The following is a 21,280-nucleotide window of genomic DNA, read 5'->3' as shown; positions in this document are numbered from 1 at the left end:
GCCGGCACGGGTAATTGAACAAAAAACAGTCAGGTGTACTGCCCCAATTCGGCCATAGAGCTTGACGCAACCGTCAATTGTCGCTTCGATGGTTATCAGCATCACTCCCGTCCTAAAAGGCGGAGGTGCCGCCGGAGGGGGGCTGGGCTCAGTCTTTCCGGCCAAAAACAGGGTCAGGAAACAAGGTAAAACAATGATCAAATCGCTTCTCTCCGTTGCGCTGGTGGCAAGCTTGGGGCTTTCCGCCACCGCCGCGCACGCGCAGACGGCGGCCGCTTCGGCTACGCTCGATGCCGTCAAGGCGAAGGGCTACCTGCAGTGCGGCGTGACCGGCGGCGTGCCGGGCTTCTCGGCACCCGATGCCAACAACAACTGGTCGGGCCTCGAGGTCGATTTCTGCCGCGCCATGGCTGCCGCGATCTTCAACAACGCCGATGCGGTCCGCTACACCCCGCTCACCAGCCAGGAGCGCTTCACGGCCCTCTCCGCCGGTGAAATCGACGTGCTGAGCCGCACCACTACCTGGACCATGAGCCGCGATACCCAGCTGGGCATCAGCTTCATCGGCACCATGTTCTATGACGGCCAGGGCTTCATGGTCCGCAAGGCCGATGGCATCAACTCGGCTCTCGAGCTGAGCGGCGCCGCCATCTGCATCGAGTCCGGTACCACCACCGAGCTCAACGCCGCCGACTACTTCGCTGCCAACAACCTCGAGTTCAACACCGTCGTGTTCGTCGATCAGGACGAAGTGGTGAAGGCCTACGAAGATGGCCGCTGCGACGTATACACCACGGACTCCTCGGCACTCGCCGCCGAGCGTTCCAAGCTCGCTGTTCCCGATGATCATGTGATCCTGCCCGAGATCATCTCCAAGGAGCCGCTCGGCCCCGTGGTGCGCCAGGGTGACAGCGGCTGGTTCAATATCGCCCGCTGGACCTACTTCGCGCTGCTCGAAGCCGAAGAGCTCGGCGTAACCTCGGCCAATGTCGACGACATGCTCGCTTCCGACAATCCGGCCATCAAGCGCCTGCTCGGCGTCGAAGGCGATTTCGGCGCGCCCATCGGCCTCACCAAGGACTGGGCCTACCAGATCATCAAGCTGGTCGGTAACTATGGCGAGAGCTACGAGAAGCATGTCGGCCCGGCGACCCCGATCGGTCTTGAGCGCGGCCTGAACGCGCTGTGGAAAGACGGCGGCATTCAGTACTCGCCGCCGATCCGCTAAGCTTCGTTGCAACCCGGCGCCATCCTGTGGCGCCGGGTTGTCCGTTTCCGGGCGCTCGGCGGAACGCTGCCCGGACTGACTTTTTCTCCTGGGCAGGGGAGATACGCCGCCTATGGCCTCAATCGGAACGGCGCAACCGGCGCCGACTCGAAGCTTTTCCCTCAATGACCCCGTCATTCGCGGTGTCTTCTACCAGGTCGTCGTCGCGATCCTGGTGGTGCTGTTCCTGGTCTGGATCGTCAACAATACGGCGGCCAACCTCCAGGCACAGAACAAGACCTCGGGCTTCGATTTCCTCGGCAAGACCGCCGGCTTCGACATCAGCTTCTCGCTGCTGCCGTGGAGCCGCACCTCCTACTATTGGGAGGCGTTCCTTGTCGGGCTCACCAACACCATCCTCGTGGCCGCGATCGGCATCTTCTTCGCGACGATCCTGGGCTTCGTCCTGGGCATCGCGCGGCTGAGCTCCAATTTCATCATCTCGCGGCTCGCGACGGTCTATATCGAGACCATCCGCAACATCCCGCTGCTGCTGCAGCTGTTCTTCTGGTACTTCGCCGTGCTCAAGGCGATGCCGGCGGTGCGCAATTCGCTGGCGCTGCCGTTCGACGTCTTCATCAACCAGCGCGGGCTGTTCGTGCCCAAGCCGCTGCCGGACGAGCAGTTCTGGTATGTGGTCGTGGCCTTCTTCATCGGCATCGTGCTGTCCGTCGGCCTCGGCATCTGGGCCAAGCGCAGGCTCGAGGCGACCGGCCAGCGCTTCCCCACCTTCTGGGCGTCGCTCGCCCTGATCCTGGGGCTGTGCGCCATCGTCTGGTTCGCCAGCGGCGCGCAGGTGGCCTTCGATCCGCCGGTGCTGCAGCGTTTCAACTTCTCGGGCGGGCTCGAACTGCCGCCCGAATTCGTGGCGCTGGCCTTCGGCCTCATCATCTACACCGCCGCCTTCATCGGCGAGACGGTGCGCGGCGGCATCATGGCCGTCAGCCACGGCCAGACCGAAGCAGCGCAATCGCTCGGTCTCAAGGAGGGTGACCGGCTTCGCCTCGTCATCGTCCCGCAGGCCATGCGCGTGATCGTGCCGCCGCTGACCAGCCAGTATCTCAACCTCACCAAGAACTCGTCGCTGGGCGCCGCCATCGGCTATCCCGAACTCGTCAACGTGTTCTCCGGCACCGTGCTGAACCAGACCGGCCGGGCGATCGAGGTCATCGCCATGACCATGGCGGTCTATCTCACGCTGTCGCTGCTCACCTCGGCGATCATGAACTGGTACAATGCCCGCGTGGCGTTGGTCGAACGGTGAGGGCGGCGCAATGACCGGATACGTTCGTACCGAGATGGCGCCCGCACTGCCGGCGCCGCGCCGGACCAGCGGCTTCGTGCTGTGGCTGCGTGAGAACCTGTTCGCCACCCCGGTGGATACGGGCCTCACCATCCTGGGGCTGCTGTTCCTCGCCTGGGCCGTGCCGCCGCTCATCGGCTTCCTGCTCACCAATGCGGTGTGGCCGGGCGGAACGGTGGAGGAATGCCGCGAGATCGGCGCAGGGGCGTGCTGGGCCTATATCGGGGCCCGCGTCAACTTCTTCATCTACGGCTTCTACCCGATCGACCAGTACTGGCGCCCCAACATCGTGTTTGCCATGGCCGCGGTGCTCATCGTGCCGCTGGCCATGCCGAAGGCGCCGTTCAAGCTGATCAACGCGCTGCTCTTCTTCGTGGCACTGCCGATCGTGACGGTGGTCCTGCTGTCGGGCGGCTGGTTCGGGCTCAGCCGCGTGCCCACCGAGCAGTGGGGTGGCCTGCTCGTCACCCTGATCATCTCCTATGTCGCCATCCTCGGCTCGCTCCCGCTCGGCATCCTCTTGGCGCTGGGACGGCAATCGAAGCTGCCGGTGATCAAGACGCTGTGCGTCTGCTTCATCGAGCTGTGGCGCGCCGTGCCGCTGATCACCGTGCTGTTCATGGCCTCGATCATGCTGCCGCTGTTCCTGCCGCAGGGCACGACCATCGACAAGCTGCTGCGTGCGCTGGTGGGCGTCACGCTGTTCGCCTCCGCCTACATGGCCGAAGTGATCCGCGGTGGCCTGCAAGCCATTCCACGCGGCCAGTACGAGGCGGGCGCCTCGCTGGGGCTGGGCTACTGGCAGCGCATGGGCTTCATCATCCTGCCGCAGGCGCTCAAGCACGTCATCCCGGGCATCGTGAACATCTTCATCTCGCTGTTCAAGGATACCTCGCTGGTGTCGATCGTGGGCATTTTCGACCTGCTCAACACCATCCAGGCGGGCACGTCCGACGCCAACTGGTTCTCACCCACCCAGGCGATCACCGGCTACGTCTTTGCCGCGATGATCTACTGGGTCTTCTGTTTCTCCATGTCGCGCTACTCGATGTTCATGGAGCGCCGGCTCAACACCGGCCACAAGAGGTAAGCAATGACCACCGAACTCTCCGCCGTCGACCGGGATATCGACCGCTCGAACATGTCGGTCAGCAAGACCGATGTCGCCGTCGAGATCATCGGCATGAACAAGTGGTTTGGCGATTTCCACGTGCTGCGCGACATCGACCTCAAGGTGATGAAGGGCGAGCGCATCGTCATCGCCGGCCCCTCGGGCTCGGGCAAGTCGACGCTGATCCGCTGCATCAACCGGCTCGAGGATCACCAGAAGGGCCAGATCATCGTCAATGGGACCGAGCTCACCAACGACCTCAAGCGCATCGACGAGGTGCGGCGCGAGGTCGGCATGGTGTTCCAGCACTTCAACCTGTTTCCGCACCTGACCATCATGCAGAACCTCACGCTGGCCCCGATCTGGGTGCGCGGCATCCCCAAGGCCCAGGCCGAGGAGACCGCCATGAAGTATCTCGAGCGGGTGCGCATCCCCGAGCAGGCGAGCAAGTATCCCGGCCAGCTCTCGGGCGGCCAGCAGCAGCGCGTCGCCATCGCCCGTTCGCTGTGCATGAACCCGCAGATCATGCTGTTCGACGAGCCGACCTCGGCGCTCGACCCCGAAATGGTCAAGGAAGTGCTCGAGGTGATGATTTCCCTCGCCGAGGAAGGCATGACCATGCTGTGCGTGACCCACGAGATGGGCTTTGCCCGCCAGGTCGCCAACCGCGTCATCTTCATGGACCAGGGGCAGATCATCGAGCAGAACGAGCCGCAGGAGTTCTTCTCCAACCCGCAGCACGAACGCACGAAACTGTTCCTCAGCCAGATCCTGCACTGAGGACGGGCGAAGCCCGTTCACGTCCCCCTTGATGGGGGAGGCAAGCGAAGCTTGGCAGCCTGCTGCCTAGCGCAGCTCGGAGGGGGTGGAGCCGCAAGCACCGGCCTCTTCAAATCCTCCCCCGCGTGGCGGGGGAGGGGGACCAGCGAAGCTGGTGGAGGGGGCGGCCAAAGCCTCATTCATCGGCCGTCAATGACCGGTTCGTGAAGCGCCGCCCGGAGCGGCAGCGCTGCTGTCCTTACTGGCCGAGCAGCGGCGGGCACCGCCTCCTCCGACCCGTCCGAAACGCCCGGATCGCCGAACTTTCCTTCACCTCTGTCCCCCGCCCGCCACCCGCATGCGACAATGATCGCCAGCGAGGCCAGGCAACGGGAAAACCGGCATATGCATGAAATGAACGAAATGGGCACCGTTCGTTCAGTGGGTTCGGCCGATGCTGCCTTGACCCCACCCGACCGGATCGGGATATATCCCGACCGAGGGCGCACAGGAGCAGCGATTTGACCATGACGGTTGCGGCCGTTCGGCGGCGCCTCGTCCGCCTCTTCATCCTGATGGCCGTGCTCGTCCCGGCGCTGGCCGCTGCGCAGGAGCAACCGGCGCCTGCCGGGCCGACGCTGCAGGCGATCCGTGATCGCGGCCACCTGATCTGCGCCACGGCCGATCCGCTGCCGGGGTTCGCCCAGCCGGGGGCGGACGGGCTCTGGACTGGCTTCGACGTCGATTTCTGCCGCGCCGTCGCCGTGGCGATCTTCAACGATCCGAGCAAGATGGAGTTCGTGCCGCTGTCGGGCGACAGCCGTTTTGCCCAGCTGCAGACCGGCAGCATCGACCTCATCGCCCGCAATGCGCCCTGGACCATGCGGCGCGATACGGGCTACGGCGTGCGCTACGTGGCGACCTCGTTCTTCGACGGGCAAGCCTTCATGGTGCCGCAGTCGCTGGGGTTCGTGTCCGCCTACGAGCTTGACGACGTCAATGTCTGCATCCTCGACGAGCCCGAGCCGCTCGCGAACCTGCGCGAGTTCTTCTTCACCACGCAGGCGACCTACACCGAGGTGCTGTACGAGGATCGCGAGGATCTCGCCGTTGCCTATGCCCAGGGCATGTGCAACGCCGTATCCGCGTCGGCGAGCTTTCTCAACGCCATGCGCCGCGCGCTGCCGGAGCCGGCGACGCATCGTATCCTGCCCGAGCGCATCTCGAAGGACTCGTTCGGTCCGGTTGTCCGCGCCGGCGACGACCAGTGGTTCAAGATCGTCGCCTGGACTTTGTTCGCGCTCATCAACGCCGAGGAATCGGGCGTGACCTCCGCCAATATCGAGTCGCTTGCCGCTGCCAAGACGCACCGCATCCGGCGCCTCCTCGGGCTCGAGGGGACGTTCGGTCCGGGTATCGGGCTCGACCGCATGTTTATTTCGAATGTGATAAAGGCCGTAGGCAATTACGGCGAAATCTTCGATCGAAACTTCGGCCCCACAACCGGCGCGGCCGTGGTGCGCGGCCAGAACGCGCTGTGGATCAACGGCGGGCAGCTCTACGCCCCGCCGGTGGAGTGAGAGCCGCTGTCAGGCCGGGTCGAACAGGAGACTGACACGGCGGTTGATGGCGCCCTTCTTCTCTATCTTGCCGAGCTTTAAGCGTCCGATTTCGCTGGTGTTTTTGACGTGCGTGCCACCGCAGGGCTGCAGGTCGACGTGGCCGATCCGGACCAGCCGGACGCGACCCTGGCCCATGGGTGGCTTGACCTTCATGGTCTTCACCAGGCCCGGATTGGCCTCGAGTTCGGCTTCGGTGATCCACTGGGTGGTGACGTCGTGATTGCTGGAAACCAGCCGATTCAGCTCGGTTTCGAGCGCCGCGAGATCGGCCGGAACCTCCGGCATGTCGAAATCGAGCCGGCCCTTGTCCTCGCCGACCGAGCCGCCGGTGACCGGGAAGGGGAAGACGACGGACAGCAGGTGCAGCGCGGTGTGCATGCGCATCAGCTTGTAGCGGCGGTCCCAATCGAGGTGGACTACGACGTCTTGGCCCGGCTTGATCCGGGCTTGATCGCGCCTTGGTACGTGGAAGATCGCCAGCTTATCGCCGTTGGGGTGGATCGTCTCGCCGATGGCGATCGAGGAGCCGTCCGAAAGCTCCAGCCGGCCGGTGTCGCCGGGCTGGCCGCCCGAGGTGGCGTAGAAGATCGTGCGGTCGAGAATGATATCCCCGCCCTCGGTCACCGCGGTTACAGTGGCCGGCAGCGATTGGGCGTAGCTGTCGTCGCGGAAGACGAACTCGGTCACGCGACCGGCTCCGGCTCCACGACGGCCTTCCAGTCGATCGGCGCGCGGCTTTCCAGCCAGTGCGGCACGGGCAGGTTCTTGGAGCGCAGGAATTCGGGGTTGAACAGTTTTGACTGGTAGCGATTGCCGTAGTCGCACAGCACGGTAACGATCGTCTTGCCCGGCCCGAGGTCGCGCGCCAGCCGCACGGCGCCGGCGATGTTGATGGCCGACGAGCCACCCAGGCACAGGCCCTCATGTTCGAGCAGGTCGAACACATAGGGCAGGGCTTCGGCATCGGGGATCTGGTAGGCGCGGTCCACCACCACGTCTTCGAGATTGGCGGTGATGCGCCCCTGGCCGATGCCCTCGGTGATGGAATTGCCCGAGCTCTTGAGCTCGCCATGGGCGTAGTAGTTGTAGAGCGCGGCACCCTCGGGGTCGGCGAGGCCGATCTGCACGTTCGGGTTCTTGGCCTTCAGCGCCATCGAGACGCCGCCCAGCGTACCGCCCGAACCCACGGCGCAGATGAAGCCGTCGACCTTGCCGCCGGTCTGCTCCCAGATTTCCGGGCCGGTGGTCTCGACATGGGCCTGACGGTTGGCGACATTGTCGAACTGGTTGGCCCAGATGGCGCCGCCGGGCAGTTCGCGCGCCAGCTTCTCGGCGAGCCGGCCCGACAGCTTCACATAGTTGTTCGGGTTCTTGTAGGGTTTTGCCGGGACCTGGATCAGCTCGGCGCCGAGCAGGGTCAGGGCGTCCTTCTTTTCCTGGCTCTGCGTCTCGGGGATGACGATCACCGATTTGTAGCCGAGCGCGTTGGCGACCATCGACAGGCCGATGCCGGTATTGCCGGCCGTGCCTTCGACGATCGTCCCGCCCGGTCGCAGCAGCCCTTTCTTCTCCGCGTCGCGGATGATGTAGAGCGCTGCCCGGTCCTTTACGGACTGGCCGGGATTGAGGAACTCCGCCTTGCCCCAGATCTCGCAGCCCGTCGCGTCCGAGACGCGGTTGAGCCGGATGAGGGGCGTATTGCCGATGGCGGAGATGACGTCGCGGTGGTTGGTCATGGGGGACGGGAGGCTGTGGAGGTTGGCTTGGAAACTAGGCGGCACCCGCGCGGCTGCCAAGGCTCAAGCCTCGGAATGGTATGCGATTTTCCGGCCGCGACCGGCAGTGGCAGGTTTTGCCGGAAGCGGCCCGGTCCTGAGCAGTCCATTCCGCCGATGACCGCCGGATACCGGCCGGCGGATAGATTTCGTCCTCGCGTGAAATAGATTTTCCTTTGCCATGCCGTCGTGGCGCGGGCGTTTCGACGGTGACAGAAGCAAGACAAGCTCCACCTTTATAGCGGCAGATCGGCGCAAATGTCGGGGATACCTGACTAATCTGGTCGTCTTGCGCCGCTTGCCGCCCTCCGGCCGAGCCGTTATTTCACAGCCCGTTGCAACCCAGCCATCTGCCCAGCGCCATGACGTCTACCGGCCCCCGCGGCCTCACCCACCTCAAATCGCTCGAAGCCGAGAGCATCGAGATCTTCCGCGAAGTCGCGGCCAGCTTCGAGCGGCCGGTGATGATGTATTCGATCGGCAAGGATTCCTCTGTCCTGCTGCATCTGGCGCGGAAGGCATTCTTTCCGAGCCGCGTGCCGTTTCCGGTGCTTCACATCGATACCAAGTGGAAGTTCCGCGAGATGATCGAGTTTCGCGACCGCATGGCACGCGAGCACGATCTCGACCTGATCGTCCACACCAACCCGGACGGGCTGGCGCAGGGCATCAACCCGTTCGACCACGGCTCGGCGGTGCATACCGACATCATGAAGACGCAGGCGCTGCGCCAGGCGCTGAACGCCGGCAAGTATGACGCGGCAATCGGCGGCGCCCGGCGCGACGAGGAGAAGTCGCGCGCCAAGGAGCGCATTTTCTCGCACCGCAACGCCCAGCACGCCTGGGACCCCAAGAACCAGCGGCCCGAGCTGTGGCGCATCTTCAACACCCGGCTGGCGCCGGGCGAGAGCATGCGCGTGTTCCCGATCTCGAACTGGACCGAGCTCGACGTGTGGACCTACATCTACGCCGAGAACATCCCTATCCCCGAGCTCTACTTTGCCCGCAAGCGCCCGGTGGTGGATCGGGCCGGTACGCTCATCATGGTCGATGACGACCGCTTCCGCTTCAATCCCGGCGAGACGGCGCGCGAGGAGATGATCCGCTTCCGCACCCTCGGCTGCTACCCGCTGTCGGGCGGCATCCGGTCGGATGCCGCTGACCTGCCCTCGATCATCATGGAGATGCAGGCATCGCGAACCTCCGAGCGCGAGGGCCGGCTGATCGATTCCGACAGCGTGGGCTCGATGGAAAAAAAGAAGCAGGAGGGGTATTTCTGATGGCAACCGTGCCGCGTTCCATTCTCACCCCACACACCGACGTCATCCCCGCGAAAGCGGGGACCTCCGTTTGGCCGCACCCCCTGCAAACTGAGGTTCCCGCTTTCGCGGGAACGACTCCGTGCTTGTGGCCGGCAACCGGACAACTTCACGGTGAGGGGCAGCATTGATGGCAACTGTGCCGATGTCCGCCCCCACCGCCGCCGAAACCGCGCTCGAGCTGTGGCTTGCCGAGCAGACCGACAAGAGCCTGCTGCGCTTTCTCACGTGCGGCTCGGTGGATGACGGCAAGTCGACCCTGATCGGCCGGCTGCTCTATGACAGCCAGCTGATCCTCGACGACCAGCTCGCCTCACTGCGCAAGGAAAGCCGCAACCGCACCACCGGCGATGAAGGCATCGACTTCTCGTTGCTGGTCGACGGGCTGACCGCCGAGCGCGAGCAGGGCATCACCATCGACGTCGCCTATCGGTTCTTCTCCACCGACAAGCGCAAGTTCATCGTGGCGGACACGCCCGGCCACGAGCAGTACACCCGCAACATGGCGACCGGCGCCAGCAATGCCGACCTCGCCATCGTACTGATCGATGCGCGCAAGGGCGTGCTGACGCAGACCCGTCGCCACAGCTTCATCCTGAGCCTAATCGGCGTGAAGCATGTCGTGCTGGCGGTGAACAAGATCGATCTCGTCGGCTATGACGCCGACGTATTCAACGCCATCGAGAGCGAGTACCGGGCCTTCGCCAAGGATCTCGGCTTTTCGAGCCTGGCCGCCATTCCGGTGTCGGCGCTGAAGGGCGACAATATCCTAAGTGCCAGCGCCAACATGCCCTGGTATCGCGGCCCGCAGCTGGTGCCGTATCTCGAGAGCATCGAGGTCGCCACCGATCGCGCCGACAAGCCGCTGCGCTTCCCGGTGCAGTGGGTGAACCGTCCGAATCTCGATTTCCGCGGCTTCTCGGGCACCGTCGCCTCGGGCGTGGTGCAGGTCGGCGACGATGTTCTCGTCTCGGCCTCGCGCAAGCCGGCCAAGATTGCCCGCATCGTCACCATGGACGGCGACCAGCCGCGCGCCATTGCCGGCGAGGCAGTCACCCTCGTGCTCGACCGTGAGATCGACGTGTCGCGCGGCGACGTGCTGGTGCATCCGGGCGCGACGCCGGAGTATTCGAACCAGTTCCAGGCCCGGGTGGTATGGATGAGCGAGGAGCAGGCCATTCCGGGTCGCTCCTACCTGCTCAAGGTCGGTTCGCAGGTGGTGCCGGCGTCGATCACCGACCTCAAGTACCGCACCAACGTCAACACGCTGGAGCAAAGCGCGGCCAAGACGCTGGAGCTCAACGAGGTCGGCACGCTGACCATCGCCACCGACAAGCCGATCGCCTTCGACAGCTATGGCGACAACGCGCCGACCGGCAGCTTCATCCTGATCGATCGCATCTCGAACGCCACGCTGGGCGCCGGGGTCATCGATTTCGGCCTGCGGCGGGCGCAGAATCTCAGCTACCAGTCGTTCGACGTGAACCGGAAGGTGCGCTCGGACCTCAAGGGACAGACGCCGCAGATCGTGTGGTTCACCGGCCTCTCCGGCTCGGGCAAGTCGACCGTCGCGAACCTCGTCGAGAAGCGCCTCACCTCCGAAGGCCGGCACGCCTATATCCTCGACGGCGACAATGTGCGGCACGGCCTCAACAAGGATCTCGGGTTCACCGACGAAGCGCGCGTCGAGAACATCCGGCGCGTCGCCGAGGTGGCGCGGCTGATGGCCGATGCCGGGCTGATCGTGCTCGTCTCGTTCATCTCGCCCTTCCGCAACGAGCGGCGGCTGGCGCGCGAAGTGGCCGGCGACGTCCGCTTCACCGAGGTCTTCGTGAACACACCGCTGGAGGTGTGCGAGGCGCGCGATCCCAAGGGCCTCTACGCCAAGGCGCGGCGCGGCGAGATCCAGAACTTCACCGGCATCTCGAGCCCGTACGAAGCGCCGGAAAAGCCCGACATCATGCTGCATGGCGGCACCCACACCCCGGTGCAGATGGCCGAGGATCTTTACGCCCGCGTGTTCGAGTGGGACCTGGGCTACTCGATCTAGTTTTCGCACTGGCTGTCATCCCTGCTTTCGCAGGGACGACAGTCGGTGAGAAGGGCGAACCGCCGGGCTGGTACAACCAATCGGTGAATGCTTCTTCCAGCCTGTAACAACTCACGTCCCGGCGCTGGTGCGGCGGGACGTAAGGTGCAAAAATGCCGGCCTCTGGTTCGGCTACTCGTTGATGCGCACCGCGGTTCGGCTTGCACTCTTTCTGCTGTTTTCCTGGGTGGGGCTGTCGTTCGCCGCAATCGACGACTCGCGCGTCTGGTTCGAACAACTGAGCCCGGAGGAGCGCACCGCGACACAGACCGACCTGATCCTGTTGGGCCACTACGAGTATCTCGTCGACGGCAAGTTCGGGCAGGGGACGTTCGACGCCATCTCCGCCTTCCAGCGCAGCCAGGGCAGCCAGCCGACGGGGGTGCTGTCGTCGAGCGAGCGGCAGCGCCTGCGCGACCTGGCGCGCGATGTCGACAGCCGCTTCGGCATCGAGCTGGTCAGCGACGCCGAGGCGCGGGTTGCGATGATGATTCCGGGCCGGCTGCTGTCGATCCGCAGCGCGACCGGCACCGGCACCTCCTATGTCAGCGAGGATGGCGAGATCTCGCTCGAGACGATGCACTCGGCGCTGACCGAGCATTCGTTCGAGGATCTGTTCGAGGCCATGACCGCGCCCGATCCCGAGCGCATCGTCACCTATCGCAGTTTCGGCTCCGGCCGCTTCGTCGTCTCGGGGCAGATCGGGGACTACTCGTTCTACACGATGTTCGTGAGCGCCGGAGACGAGGCCATCGGCTACTCCCTGGCCTGGGGTCAGACCTACGAGGCGGTCGGGCCGATCGCCTCGATCTATCTTGCCTCGAACTTCAACCCGCTCAGCAACCTGCCGCCGCCACCGGCCCTGGAGAAGGCCGAGGGCGGGGCCGGAGCGCCGCCCGCAGGACAGTTCGACCTGCCGGCCGACGAACCCGGCCTGATCGTGCTCAACGCCGAGATCGACGAGGGCACGCCGCGCGCCTTCCGGCAGGCGCTCGAGGCCCGCCCGGAGGCGCGCATCGTGGCGCTCAACAGCCCGGGTGGCTCGGTGGACGCCGCGATCACCGTCGCCTGGGAGATCCACAAGCGCGGCCTCGCCACCTATGTTCCGGCGGGGATGGGGTGCTATTCGGCCTGTGCCTACATGTTCTTTGCCGGCACGGAACGGCAGGTGTCGGGCGAACTCGGCGTGCACCAGATCTCGTCCGAGATCGCGGACCTGGTGCTGGCGCAGACGACGCTGGGCGACGTCATCGATGCACTGCAGAGCTTCGGCGCACATCCGCAGGTGATCTCGCACATGCTGCGCACGCCGCCGAGCGACATGTATATCTTCAGCGCCGAACAACTGACCGAGTACAATATCCAGCTGGGCAATCCGATCGAGGTTGCCGTGGCGCTGAGTGCGCCGGTGAGCCTCGACGGGAAGCGCGGCGCCTATCTCGAGAGCGGCAAGCCGGCCGCTTTCGTGCAGCTGACCAGCAGCAGCTCGCAGGGCGAGGCCGAGCGCTCGCGCGACTATCTTGCCGGCCGCTGGGGCACGCTGTTCGGTGACGTGAAGCCCGAGATCGAACTCGCCGACCGGGTGTATCGCGTGCAGTTGCCGATGCCATCGGCGGAACGGGCGAACACGGTTTGTTCTGCTATCAAGGCCGATGGCGGCGGCTGCTATGTCACCGGAGAGTAAGGACCTGAGGTCCTCGCGGCCCTGCGAACAAGTCCTGAGCCCGATCTACTGATGTACGTAGGGCAGATGTTATCGACCACATCTCATCTACGACTATCGTCGTATCAGCGGATCGATTGTTGATCGAAAGACGGGTTCCGATTTCGTTCTCGTTCAATATTGTGCGACGAAGCGACGCAACCTGCAAAAGCTGCATCCGGCTGCTTCAGGCCTGATCCTCGCTCACCGGGACTGCGATTTCCGCCGTGCACACCGTTTCGGTGTCGATGTTGCGGTCGACGCCCCAGTCGAGTGTCTCGAGCCGCAAGGTGTCGAACAGCGCATCGGTGCTCACCGAGCGCCCGTCGAGTCGGGACAGGACGGCGGAAAAGCGCTCAGCCAGATCGGCAGGCGCGCCCGCATCGGCGGCAGGGTCCACGGCAACACTCTCGGTCAGGGAATGAGAAAGCCGGGTTGGCCCCGGGCTGTTGGAGCGCGGGCCTACTGCAGAAGCTCTAAAGGGCGCGTTGTTCGACAAGATAAAATTTCGCTTTCATTCGGAAAGCGCGCCATCGCATTTCAATGCACGAAGCTTTAGCGCAGGTTTCTACCGCGCGACTACATCTATCCAGCTGAACGGAACATGAAAAGCGCCGCTGCCCCCAAACAGGACCAGCGGCGCCACGATTTGGCCCGGGAGGTTAACCGGCCGTTGCGGGCAAACGGGCGATCCAGTCGCCGATGCGGGTGAGGTTGCCGCCGAGCTTGGCATGGGAGAGCGGGCGGTATTTTTCGGCGAGGGCTTCGGCCTCGGCGCCGGACTGGTGGCGGAGGTAAGGCTCGAGCCAGGCGAGGGCGAAAGGCTCGAGCTTCTGCTTGCCGGTCTGGTAGCTCTGCTCGACGCCAGCGACCCGCTCGACCACCGCAGGATCGGCGGCGGCCTTGAGGCTGAACGCGGCGATGCGGGTCAGGGCGCCGTCGCAGGCGGCGTAGGCGTCGTAGCCGGTGGCGGCGAGTAGCTCGGCCGTCAGCACCAGCGGGGCGGTGGCGTGGAGCTGGTAGTTCATGGCCTTGTCGGCGCGGTTCATCTCGAGCGGCAGGCTGCCATCGGGGCTGGCCTGGCAGGCGACGAGCTCGAAGCTCATGCGGGCCCAGTCGAGGATCTGCGGGTCGCCGTCGAGCCGGCCGGTGGCGGCGGCGGCGAGGGCGGCCCAGGCGCGCAGGTTGTTCCGCGAGGCATTGGGCGGAGCCTCGCCGTCGAAGAACAGCATGGTCGCCTCGATATTGGCCTTGAGCCAGCCGAGCACGCGGGCGCGCCTCGCGGGATCGAGGCCGCCGACCGCATCGGCCTGCAGCAGGGCGATGGCGAGGCCAGCCTGGCGGGCCGGGATGGCGAGCTGGACGTTGAGCGTTTCGAGGTCCGATAGGGCACCGGCGGTGGCCCAGCTGTCGAGCCAGTCGAGGGCACAGGCGGCGCGGGCGGTGTCGTTTTCGACGAGCGCGGTGTTAGTCATGCGCATCAGGTCGCCGATGAAATCCTCGACCGGCTTCAGCACCTTGTCGACTTCGGCGTTGGAAGCCTCGTCGATGTCCGAGCGGGTCTTGCTGTCGTCGGTGTAGCGGCTGCCGAAGGCCAGGGACACCACCGGCGCGGGCGCGGCCTCGCAGGCGAAGGGAGCCTCCTCGGCGCGGAGGGATGTCACGCCGAGGAGGGTGGTCATCGCCAGGGCGATGCCGAACGGGATACGCATCTAGTTCTCCACTGCCATCGAGGCGAGCAGGCGCTGGGCCTCGGCATTGCCGCGGCCGGCGGCGTCCTTGAGCAGTACGGTCGCCTCCTGGATCGAGGGCTGGATGCCGATGCCCATGGCGTAGGCCTTGGCGAGCTCGACCATGGCGGTGACGTCGCCGGCATCGGCGGCGCGCTTGAGCCAGGTCGAGGCGTCGCGGGCGTCGGCGGGGGTGCCGTTGGTGCGCAGGTAGAGGCCCATCTCGCGCATCGCCTCGGCACTGCCGCCGGCGGCGGCGGCGGCGTAGCGGGAGGTCCAGTCGACCTCGGCCATGACGGCGGTCTGGATGGCGGGCGGCGACTTCAGCACGCGCTCGCGCAGCTTGCCGAGATCGGCGACGGGGGCCTCCTCGATCATGCGCTTGAACATGGCGACCGCCTTGGTGGGGGCGTAGTCCTCGCTGTCGGGGTCGGCGTAGATCTTGACCAGCCGGCCCACGGCGGTGTCGTCGCCGAGGGCCACGGCCTTTTCGTAAAGCTCGATGCCGGTCTGGGCGTTCTGTTCGCCGCCCATGGCGACATAGCGGTCGGCGATGGCGGTGTGGCGCCAGCCGTCCTCGCCGGCGAGCATCAGGCTGACCTGCAGCCAGTGGTCGGTCTCGGCGTCGTCGGCGGTGGCGATGAAGGCGCCGGCGAGCTTGTTGGTGTTCTCGAAAGTGCAGTCGATGACGCTGGCGGCACGGTAGAGATAGTCGTGCTTCATCGCCTCGTCGGTGGCGTGCGAGGCGGCGAAGATCAGGGCGTCGGCGTCGCCGCGCTCCTCGATCGCCTGGTGATACTGGGCGAGCAGGTCTTCCTCGGTCTTGCCCTGGGATTCAAAGATCGGGATGAGACGCAGGATGGCCTCGCCGGAGCCCTGGTCGGCTGCCTCGGTGAGATAGCCGATGGCCTCCTGCTCACGCGCCGGATCACCCGGGAAATAGTCGAGCAGCACGGCGGCGAGATCGACCGGGGCACGCGGCAGGCCGCGGGCACGGGCATCCTGGAGCATGTCGATCGACTGCTGGATCATCTCGGGCGAGGGATCGACGGTGAGGCGGTGGCGGGCCAGCGCGTCGATGGTCGCGGGGATGGGATCGATGCGCGACTGCCAGAAGTCGAGCATCTGCTGGCTCGCGCCGCTCCGATGCAGGTAGTCGACATAGTAGGCGACCGAATTGGGACGACCGTAGAGCGCGTGGGTCTGAAGCTTGGCGAGCGCGATCGGATCGGCGTTCGGATCGAGCGCGCCGATATCGTCGGAGTCCATGAACTCGGTGGAGTTGCCGGCAGCATCCTCGGTGCGCTGCCAGAAGGCGGCGAGGCGCATGTCCGAACCTTCCGGTGCGCGGCAGAGATAGGCCTGGCGGAGGTCGGTCATCGGGTCGATCTTGCCGGCATCGGTCACCGCAAAGCTCATGAGCTCGGTGGCGCGTTCGAATACGCCCGGCTCGTCGCGGTGGCGCAACAGGATGAAGGCAAGCTCCTGGGCGCTGTCGGCATCGTCGAGCGCCACGCCCTTCTCGAGCAGTGCCTGCGCTTCGGCTTCGCCGGCCCAGCGGCCCTTTTCGTCGAGGACGAGTGTCGCGAGCTTGGAGAAGGCCCAGCCCGGCGGGGAGGGCATCTCGACCAGCTGGGTCAGGCGGGCCTTGAACTCGGCCCGCTTTTCGGGCTTGGCCTGCTCGGTCTCGAGCAGCGTCGCGAGGCGGAACAGCGCGGTACGGTTACCAAGGTCGGAGGACTGGGCGTAGAGCTTTTCGGCCCGTTCGAGGTCCTTCTCGACCAGCGCGCCGGCCTCGTAGAACTTGCCCAGCTCTACCTGCGCGGCGGCGACGCCGCGGTCGGACGCCATGTTGAGGTATTTGAGCAGCTTGTCGTTGTCCTTGACGATCAGCTCGCTCTCGAGATGCAGCTGCGCCACCTTCCAGGCGGCGCTGGGGTCGCCGAGATCGGCGGCGAGGCGCAGCCACTGCTCGGAAATGTCGTGGTTCTGCTTGACCACGAGACCCTTGGAATATTCGCGGGCGATGCGGCCGATGCGGTCGCAGATCTCGCCGTCGAGCTTACCGACGAGGGCGCCGAAGGCCATGGTGACGGCGAGCTTGGGGTCGAGGTCCCAGCCGGTCACCTGCTGGCCGGCAATGTTCATGGTGGCGAGGCGGAGCAGGGAGTCGGCATTGCCGCCCATGGCCGCGCGGGTCATGTAGCCGAGGCCCTTTTCCTGGTCTTTCTTGACCACGATGCCGTCGAGATAGAGCGTGCCGAGCAGGTTCAGCGCCTTGGGGGCAAGACCGGCCTGGTTGGCTTCGAGACCCTCGATGATGCCGGTCTCGCGCAGTTGCGGGATCTTGCCGGCCTTGAGGTAAAGATTGACGCGATCGAGCGTGGTGTCGGGCACCTTGGGCGCCGACATCTTCGTGGCGACGGTGAGCATCTTGTCGACCAGCTCGAGGTTGCCGATCGGATTGAGGTCGCGGAGGCGACGCGCATCGCGCAGCACCGCCTCCGGATCGCCTTCGGGAATGCTCTCCCCATCCCACGCCAGCCAGCGGTTGACGACCTCGGGATCGGCCTTCTTGGCGATGCAGACTTCCTGAGCCGGAATCTCCGGCGGCAGGAAGACGACATCGACCGGCTCGGCCAATGCCGGGGTCACGAAGCTGGCGCCGAGCATGAGCGCTGCGGCGAAAAGGCGAGAGACGGGAGCGGGCATCATTGCCTCCGTTTAGAGTCGCTTACTGCGCGGCGAAGAACGCGTTTTCGACGGCGGTCGCGGTGTAGGTGCCGTTCGAGCCGGTGAACACGATCGACACGCCGCCACGACGCTTGAGGTCGAGCGCGGCGACGGTTGCGACCGGCTGGCCTTCGGCCTGCACCTCGAAGTCGAGGGTGAGCGGGGCCTTCAGTGCGACGGACTTCGCCGTATCGCCGGCAATGGCCTCGATCGCCTTGGTGTTGGCGCTGGGCACGAACAGGTCGACGCTGGCCAGGTCGGAGAGGTTGTAGAAGTAGACTGTGGCCTTGCTGGGATCGCTCGCCGGTGCGTCCTGCAGCACCAGCGGCTCGCCTTCGACGCTCCAGGCGTAGGTGTAGTAGGTGCCCGGCTCGGCGGTCACGCTGCCCGACACGTCGCCGGCCGATACCGCAATGTCGCCCGGCTGCACATTGACGTAGGCCGAGAGGCCATCGTTGACGTTGTCGACGGTCGTGCCGTTGACCACGGCCACGGCGGCGCCCGGAACCAGCACGCGCACGAAGGCCGAGTTGGGGTCGACCGGAGCGTCATAGAGGCCGTCGTCCTGGGCGATCGCGAGCGGGGCCGAACCGAGCAGCATCGCCGCGGCGAGGGTCATGAGTTTGGGAGTTGAGCGCAGCATTCTGGCTCTCCTTTGCCTTACGTGTTGCAGATGGAAATCGCCGCGTTCTCTTCGGAGAGGCGGTCGTACTTGATGGAGACCTTGGCCAGCTCGAGGCTGTCGAGGGACTCCAACGGGATGTAGAAGCGTCCCGTGCCGCGGAAGCGGTCGCCGCGATGCACCTCGCGGGTGAAGGTGCGCCCGTCGCGGCTTTGGAAGCTGAGGACGACGTCGCGGCTGTTGTTGTCGCCGGCATCGGCCAGCAGCACCTGGTTGGGCGTGATCGATGTGCCGCTCAGATCGGCCTCGAACAGGCCCTGGGCCTTGTCGATCACCGGCGTCGAGGCCACCGGCTGGCACTCGTTGCGCGCAGCCGCGATCAGCTCGGTCAGCGACCCCGTGCCGAACTGGGCGAGGTTGTTGTAGATCGGGTTTTCCCAGACCATGAACTTGGGCCGGTTCTCCTGGAACTCGCGCGAGGTGAGGTAGGAGGTGATGGCGCCGAACTGGTTGCCGCCGGTGATGGCGAAGTTTGACACCGGCATGCTGGCATACTGGGCGAGGAAGCCGGCAAAGTTCGGCACCTCGGCATCGGAGAAAGAGGTGCCGACCAGCGCGATCTCGTCGCTCGGTCCGCCTTCCTCGCCACCGCCGCTGTCACCGAAGATGTCGAGCGCGGCATCGGCGCTGGCCACTTCCACGGTCTCGTAGGCAGTGGAGATGACGGGGGGCAGGCTCTGGACGCAGAAGGCCTGAAGCGTGCGGCGCATGCCGGAGACGGCAAGCTCGCTGCCTGTCGGGCGGGTTTCGAAGTTCACCGGCGTGATCTCGGCATATTCCGGCAGGTCCTTGAGCAGGCCGCCGATGGCCTGGGCGGCCCGTTCGGCACCGCGCGAGGTCCAGTGGAAGTCCGAGCGGAAGAATGGCGGGTCGCTGCCATCGGATGTGCGCAGCGCCTTGAGCAGGTCGACGGCGAGCACGCCCTTCTCATTGAGGCGCGCGACCTGATCCTCGTAGACGGCGACGGCGATGTCCTCGTTGAAGCCGAAGAGCGAGGCCTCCTCGGGCAGGAAGGTTGGCAGGGTCACGCTCTTGGTCGGGATCGGTACGTAGAGCATGGTGGTGCCGCGCGCCTTCAACGCGGCAGCGAGCTGGCTCATCTGGTCCGCGGTCACGTCGGTGAGCGGATGCTGCATGCGCAGGTCGGCAAAGATGCGGAAGAAGAAGCCATCCTTGCCCTCGACCGAGGGCAGGGTCGGGTTGTCCTCGAGATGCTTGCAGCCGAAGGCGGAATCGATGGCAAGGGCGGGGGCGGCGCTCAGCATGGCGGCGAGTGCGGCGCCGAGCATCAGCAGCTTGTTCATGGCGCGGTCTCCGTGGAGGCGGTGAGTTGCGGGTCGAGGTTGCGCAGCATGTTCTCGGCCATGGTGCGGATGTTGAGCTCATCGGCGGCGACGGCGATCTCGAGCAGGCTTTTGGCCTTCTCCAGGGTCGTCGGATCGGGCGTACCGCCGAGCAGGGAGACGGCGAGGTCGAAGGCGGCCTTGCTGTCACCACCCTCCGCCGCAGCGGTGAGCAGCTCCTCGGCTTTTTCAGGCTGCGGACCGAAGGGGACGCCCTTGCGGTACATCGAGATCAACCCGTCACGCGCCGCGGCATCGCCCCTGGCGGCGACCTTCGCCAGCAGCTCCTCGGACTCGGCCGTATTCTTGGGCTGCTCGACGAGCGCCCCGGATTCCAGCAGACGGACGAGTGGCTTGACCGCGGCCATGCGGCCGCCGCGCAGCGCCAGCATGTAGAAGTAACCGGCGGTGCCGAACTCGTCGGTATCGCCCGCTTCCACGATGGACTTGGCCAGGTAGTAGGCGCCGAGGTCGTCGCCCGACTCGGCGAGACGCCGCATCTCGGCGTAGCTGGCCTTGCCTTCGAGCATCTTGGTGCGGAGCGCCTTCATCGGGTCGACCGGCTTCGCGATGCGGATCTTCGGCGCCCGCGGCGGCGGCTTGCCGATATGCCGCGGCGGATCGTTCGTGCGCTTGAGCCGCTCGAACGCCCTGTCCTGGGCAGCGGCCGGCTGGGCCAGCAGGCCGGCAACCATGGCGGTGAGAGCGAGGGCGAGGAGCGGCTTCATGGGCTGGCCTCCTCCGTCGCTGCCGGGGCCCGGTTCCAGAGCTCGACCTGGCCGAGATAGCGGATCGGGAACTCCCAGATCACGGTCTCGGGCGGGGTATCGCGCAGGGTGTCGGAAGCGAGCAGGGCGCGCATCGGGGCGATCGGACCCTTGCCTTCCTCGGCCATGTTCAGCACGTCCGAGCCGAGCGCGACCTTGAGGCTCTCGCCAAAACTCCACTGCTCGTTGGCGCTGTAGCTCGTGCCGGTCAAAATGAACGGTATGGAGGAGGGTCCGAAGATGTCGGCGGGCGCAGCCTCAGGGGGGGCGATGGCTGTGCGGGGCACGACAGTCTCCGGACCCAGACCGACGAGTGGTGCCAACCCGCCGGTGACGATGAACTTGGAGAGATCACCCTCGCGCTCGACCGGGGCGGCGTCGGCGAGAGTGTAGGCGGTGTCGCGCCGGCCCAGGGCCGCACCGACCGTATCGGCGACCACGGAAGCGCCGAGCGGGGTCCAGTGCGTGTCGGTGTTGAGGAAGAGCTGGCCCTGGGCCTTGGCGTCGAGCAGCGCGGTGCGCGTTTCGACGTTGCGGATGCCGGCCTGGTCGAGCATGGCGCGGAAATCGGTGTAAAGGCGCTCGAGATCGCCGGGGATGGCGGCGTAGCTGACATGCTCGCTGTAGATGTCGGCCTTGGTCGGCAGCGGCACGACCACGAGTTCGATGCCCCTGGCGGCGAGCTGGTCGCGGATCTCGGTGACGCCGGCCAGAGCCTCGGCGAGGTCGGGCGTGCGCTTGAGCGTGGCGTCGAACTCCTCCTTGGAGAAGAGCCAGCCATTGTCGCCGACCACCACGCCGGGGCGGCCTTCCTTGAATACCAGGTAGCGGCCGGCGCCCATCAGGTCGATCGAGGGCAGCCGGTGCGGCATGATCTTCTTGTAGTAGCTGTCGATCTGCTCGGCCGCCTCGCCGCTGAGATAGGCCGAGGCCGATTTCGGCATTTCGGCGATGTCGCGACCCAAGCCCGAGACGAACTCGTAGTTGGCGACCACGGCGTAGCCGAGGAACAGCACAGGCAGGGCAAAGCCGGGCGCGAAGCTCGCGAGGGTTTTTGCACTCATCGTGTTGGACATTG

The 21,280-nt window shown here is 65.7% G+C and carries 17 protein-coding genes; 8 read left to right on the top strand and 9 right to left on the bottom strand.

Annotated elements, in window-relative coordinates:
• The first annotated feature begins 193 nt into the window (after positions 1-193).
• The 5 genes from AC3A6I_RS11135 to AC3A6I_RS11115 all read left to right on the top strand — a co-directional run bounded on the left by AC3A6I_RS11135 (position 194) and on the right by AC3A6I_RS11115 (position 6,020).
• Positions 194-1,228, top strand: coding sequence for an amino acid ABC transporter substrate-binding protein (locus tag AC3A6I_RS11135; protein WP_487543765.1), 1,035 nt, complete (start codon positions 194-196; stop codon positions 1,226-1,228).
• Positions 1,229-1,340: 112 nt separating this feature from the next.
• The gene (locus AC3A6I_RS11130) at positions 1,341-2,531 is read left to right on the top strand and encodes an amino acid ABC transporter permease (protein ID WP_487543764.1); all 1,191 of its coding nucleotides are present in this window, start codon (positions 1,341-1,343) and stop codon (positions 2,529-2,531) included.
• A 10-nt stretch (positions 2,532-2,541) separates the two neighbouring features.
• Positions 2,542-3,660 (top strand): amino acid ABC transporter permease, encoded by a 1,119-nt coding sequence (locus AC3A6I_RS11125; protein ID WP_487543763.1) that lies wholly within the window; start codon positions 2,542-2,544, stop codon positions 3,658-3,660.
• A gap of 3 nt (positions 3,661-3,663) precedes the next feature.
• The gene (locus AC3A6I_RS11120; protein ID WP_487543762.1) at positions 3,664-4,461 is read left to right on the top strand and encodes an amino acid ABC transporter ATP-binding protein; all 798 of its coding nucleotides are present in this window, start codon (positions 3,664-3,666) and stop codon (positions 4,459-4,461) included.
• A gap of 506 nt (positions 4,462-4,967) precedes the next feature.
• The gene (locus AC3A6I_RS11115; RefSeq protein ID WP_487545016.1) at positions 4,968-6,020 is read left to right on the top strand and encodes an amino acid ABC transporter substrate-binding protein; all 1,053 of its coding nucleotides are present in this window, start codon (positions 4,968-4,970) and stop codon (positions 6,018-6,020) included.
• Positions 6,021-6,029: 9 nt separating this feature from the next.
• On the opposite strand, the gene AC3A6I_RS11110 is transcribed toward AC3A6I_RS11115, so the two are convergent.
• Together AC3A6I_RS11110 and AC3A6I_RS11105 are read right to left on the bottom strand one after the other, a co-directional pair.
• Positions 6,030-6,749 (bottom strand): alanyl-tRNA editing protein, encoded by a 720-nt coding sequence (locus AC3A6I_RS11110; protein WP_487543761.1) that lies wholly within the window; start codon positions 6,747-6,749, stop codon positions 6,030-6,032.
• Complete coding sequence (locus AC3A6I_RS11105) at positions 6,746-7,798, bottom strand: cysteine synthase A (protein ID WP_487543759.1); 1,053 nt, start codon at positions 7,796-7,798, stop codon at positions 6,746-6,748. Before AC3A6I_RS11105 ends, AC3A6I_RS11110 begins: the two co-directional genes overlap by 4 nt.
• 401 nt (positions 7,799-8,199) lie before the next feature.
• Here AC3A6I_RS11105 and cysD point away from each other — a divergent pair, with 401 nt between their 5' ends.
• The 3 genes from cysD to AC3A6I_RS11090 all read left to right on the top strand — a co-directional run bounded on the left by cysD (position 8,200) and on the right by AC3A6I_RS11090 (position 12,929).
• Complete coding sequence (gene cysD / locus AC3A6I_RS11100; RefSeq protein WP_487543758.1) at positions 8,200-9,117, top strand: sulfate adenylyltransferase subunit CysD; 918 nt, start codon at positions 8,200-8,202, stop codon at positions 9,115-9,117.
• A 184-nt stretch (positions 9,118-9,301) separates the two neighbouring features.
• Positions 9,302-11,206 (top strand): sulfate adenylyltransferase subunit CysN, encoded by a 1,905-nt coding sequence (gene cysN / locus AC3A6I_RS11095; RefSeq protein ID WP_487545015.1) that lies wholly within the window; start codon positions 9,302-9,304, stop codon positions 11,204-11,206.
• 181 nt (positions 11,207-11,387) lie between these two features.
• Positions 11,388-12,929, top strand: coding sequence for a peptidoglycan-binding protein (locus AC3A6I_RS11090; protein WP_487543757.1), 1,542 nt, complete (start codon positions 11,388-11,390; stop codon positions 12,927-12,929).
• A 205-nt stretch (positions 12,930-13,134) separates the two neighbouring features.
• On the opposite strand, the gene AC3A6I_RS11085 is transcribed toward AC3A6I_RS11090, so the two are convergent.
• From AC3A6I_RS11085 to AC3A6I_RS11055, 7 genes are all read right to left on the bottom strand, one after another.
• Positions 13,135-13,347, bottom strand: a complete 213-nt coding sequence (locus tag AC3A6I_RS11085) for a hypothetical protein (protein ID WP_487543756.1) — start codon at positions 13,345-13,347, stop codon at positions 13,135-13,137.
• A gap of 262 nt (positions 13,348-13,609) precedes the next feature.
• Positions 13,610-14,659, bottom strand: coding sequence for an alginate lyase family protein (locus tag AC3A6I_RS11080; RefSeq protein ID WP_487543755.1), 1,050 nt, complete (start codon positions 14,657-14,659; stop codon positions 13,610-13,612).
• Positions 14,660-17,389 (bottom strand): tetratricopeptide repeat protein, encoded by a 2,730-nt coding sequence (locus tag AC3A6I_RS11075; RefSeq protein ID WP_487543754.1) that lies wholly within the window; start codon positions 17,387-17,389, stop codon positions 14,660-14,662. It abuts the gene before it with no gap.
• A 22-nt stretch (positions 17,390-17,411) separates the two neighbouring features.
• On the bottom strand, positions 17,412-18,053 hold the full coding sequence (locus tag AC3A6I_RS11070; RefSeq protein WP_487543753.1) for an alginate O-acetyltransferase AlgF: 642 nt from the start codon (positions 18,051-18,053) through the stop codon (positions 17,412-17,414).
• A gap of 17 nt (positions 18,054-18,070) precedes the next feature.
• Positions 18,071-19,396 (bottom strand): alginate O-acetyltransferase AlgX-related protein, encoded by a 1,326-nt coding sequence (locus AC3A6I_RS11065; RefSeq protein ID WP_487543752.1) that lies wholly within the window; start codon positions 19,394-19,396, stop codon positions 18,071-18,073.
• A complete protein-coding gene (locus AC3A6I_RS11060; RefSeq protein ID WP_487543751.1) occupies positions 19,393-20,163 on the bottom strand; it encodes an SEL1-like repeat protein in 771 nt (256 codons plus the stop codon). The genes AC3A6I_RS11065 and AC3A6I_RS11060 overlap by 4 nt, the downstream gene beginning before the upstream one ends.
• The gene (locus AC3A6I_RS11055) at positions 20,160-21,278 is read right to left on the bottom strand and encodes an alginate O-acetyltransferase AlgX-related protein (RefSeq protein WP_487543750.1); all 1,119 of its coding nucleotides are present in this window, start codon (positions 21,276-21,278) and stop codon (positions 20,160-20,162) included. Before AC3A6I_RS11055 ends, AC3A6I_RS11060 begins: the two co-directional genes overlap by 4 nt.
• Between the last annotated feature and the right edge of the window lie 2 nt (positions 21,279-21,280).

Source organism: Devosia sp. Soil_C_22 (assembly GCF_057657195.1).
The sequence above is the reverse complement of the archived record's forward strand: the minus strand, read 5'-3'. Positions and strand labels throughout refer to the sequence as shown.

Excerpts from the sequence above, each read along its gene's own strand:
- AC3A6I_RS11055 (WP_487543750.1), bottom strand. The coding sequence starts at position 21,278 with ATGTCCAACACGATGAGTGCAAAAACCCTCGCGAGCTTCGCGCCCGGC.
- AC3A6I_RS11090 (WP_487543757.1), top strand. The coding sequence starts at position 11,388 with ATGCGCACCGCGGTTCGGCTTGCACTCTTTCTGCTGTTTTCCTGGGTG.
- AC3A6I_RS11105 (WP_487543759.1), bottom strand. The coding sequence starts at position 7,798 with ATGACCAACCACCGCGACGTCATCTCCGCCATCGGCAATACGCCCCTC.
- AC3A6I_RS11065 (WP_487543752.1), bottom strand. The coding sequence starts at position 19,396 with ATGAACAAGCTGCTGATGCTCGGCGCCGCACTCGCCGCCATGCTGAGC.
- AC3A6I_RS11120 (WP_487543762.1), top strand. The coding sequence starts at position 3,664 with ATGACCACCGAACTCTCCGCCGTCGACCGGGATATCGACCGCTCGAAC.
- AC3A6I_RS11080 (WP_487543755.1), bottom strand. The coding sequence starts at position 14,659 with ATGCGTATCCCGTTCGGCATCGCCCTGGCGATGACCACCCTCCTCGGC.
- AC3A6I_RS11070 (WP_487543753.1), bottom strand. The coding sequence starts at position 18,053 with ATGCTGCGCTCAACTCCCAAACTCATGACCCTCGCCGCGGCGATGCTG.
- AC3A6I_RS11060 (WP_487543751.1), bottom strand. The coding sequence starts at position 20,163 with ATGAAGCCGCTCCTCGCCCTCGCTCTCACCGCCATGGTTGCCGGCCTG.
- AC3A6I_RS11130 (WP_487543764.1), top strand. The coding sequence starts at position 1,341 with ATGGCCTCAATCGGAACGGCGCAACCGGCGCCGACTCGAAGCTTTTCC.
- AC3A6I_RS11125 (WP_487543763.1), top strand. The coding sequence starts at position 2,542 with ATGACCGGATACGTTCGTACCGAGATGGCGCCCGCACTGCCGGCGCCG.
- AC3A6I_RS11135 (WP_487543765.1), top strand. The coding sequence starts at position 194 with ATGATCAAATCGCTTCTCTCCGTTGCGCTGGTGGCAAGCTTGGGGCTT.
- AC3A6I_RS11115 (WP_487545016.1), top strand. The coding sequence starts at position 4,968 with ATGACGGTTGCGGCCGTTCGGCGGCGCCTCGTCCGCCTCTTCATCCTG.
- cysN (WP_487545015.1), top strand. The coding sequence starts at position 9,302 with ATGTCCGCCCCCACCGCCGCCGAAACCGCGCTCGAGCTGTGGCTTGCC.
- AC3A6I_RS11075 (WP_487543754.1), bottom strand. The coding sequence starts at position 17,389 with ATGCCCGCTCCCGTCTCTCGCCTTTTCGCCGCAGCGCTCATGCTCGGC.
- cysD (WP_487543758.1), top strand. The coding sequence starts at position 8,200 with ATGACGTCTACCGGCCCCCGCGGCCTCACCCACCTCAAATCGCTCGAA.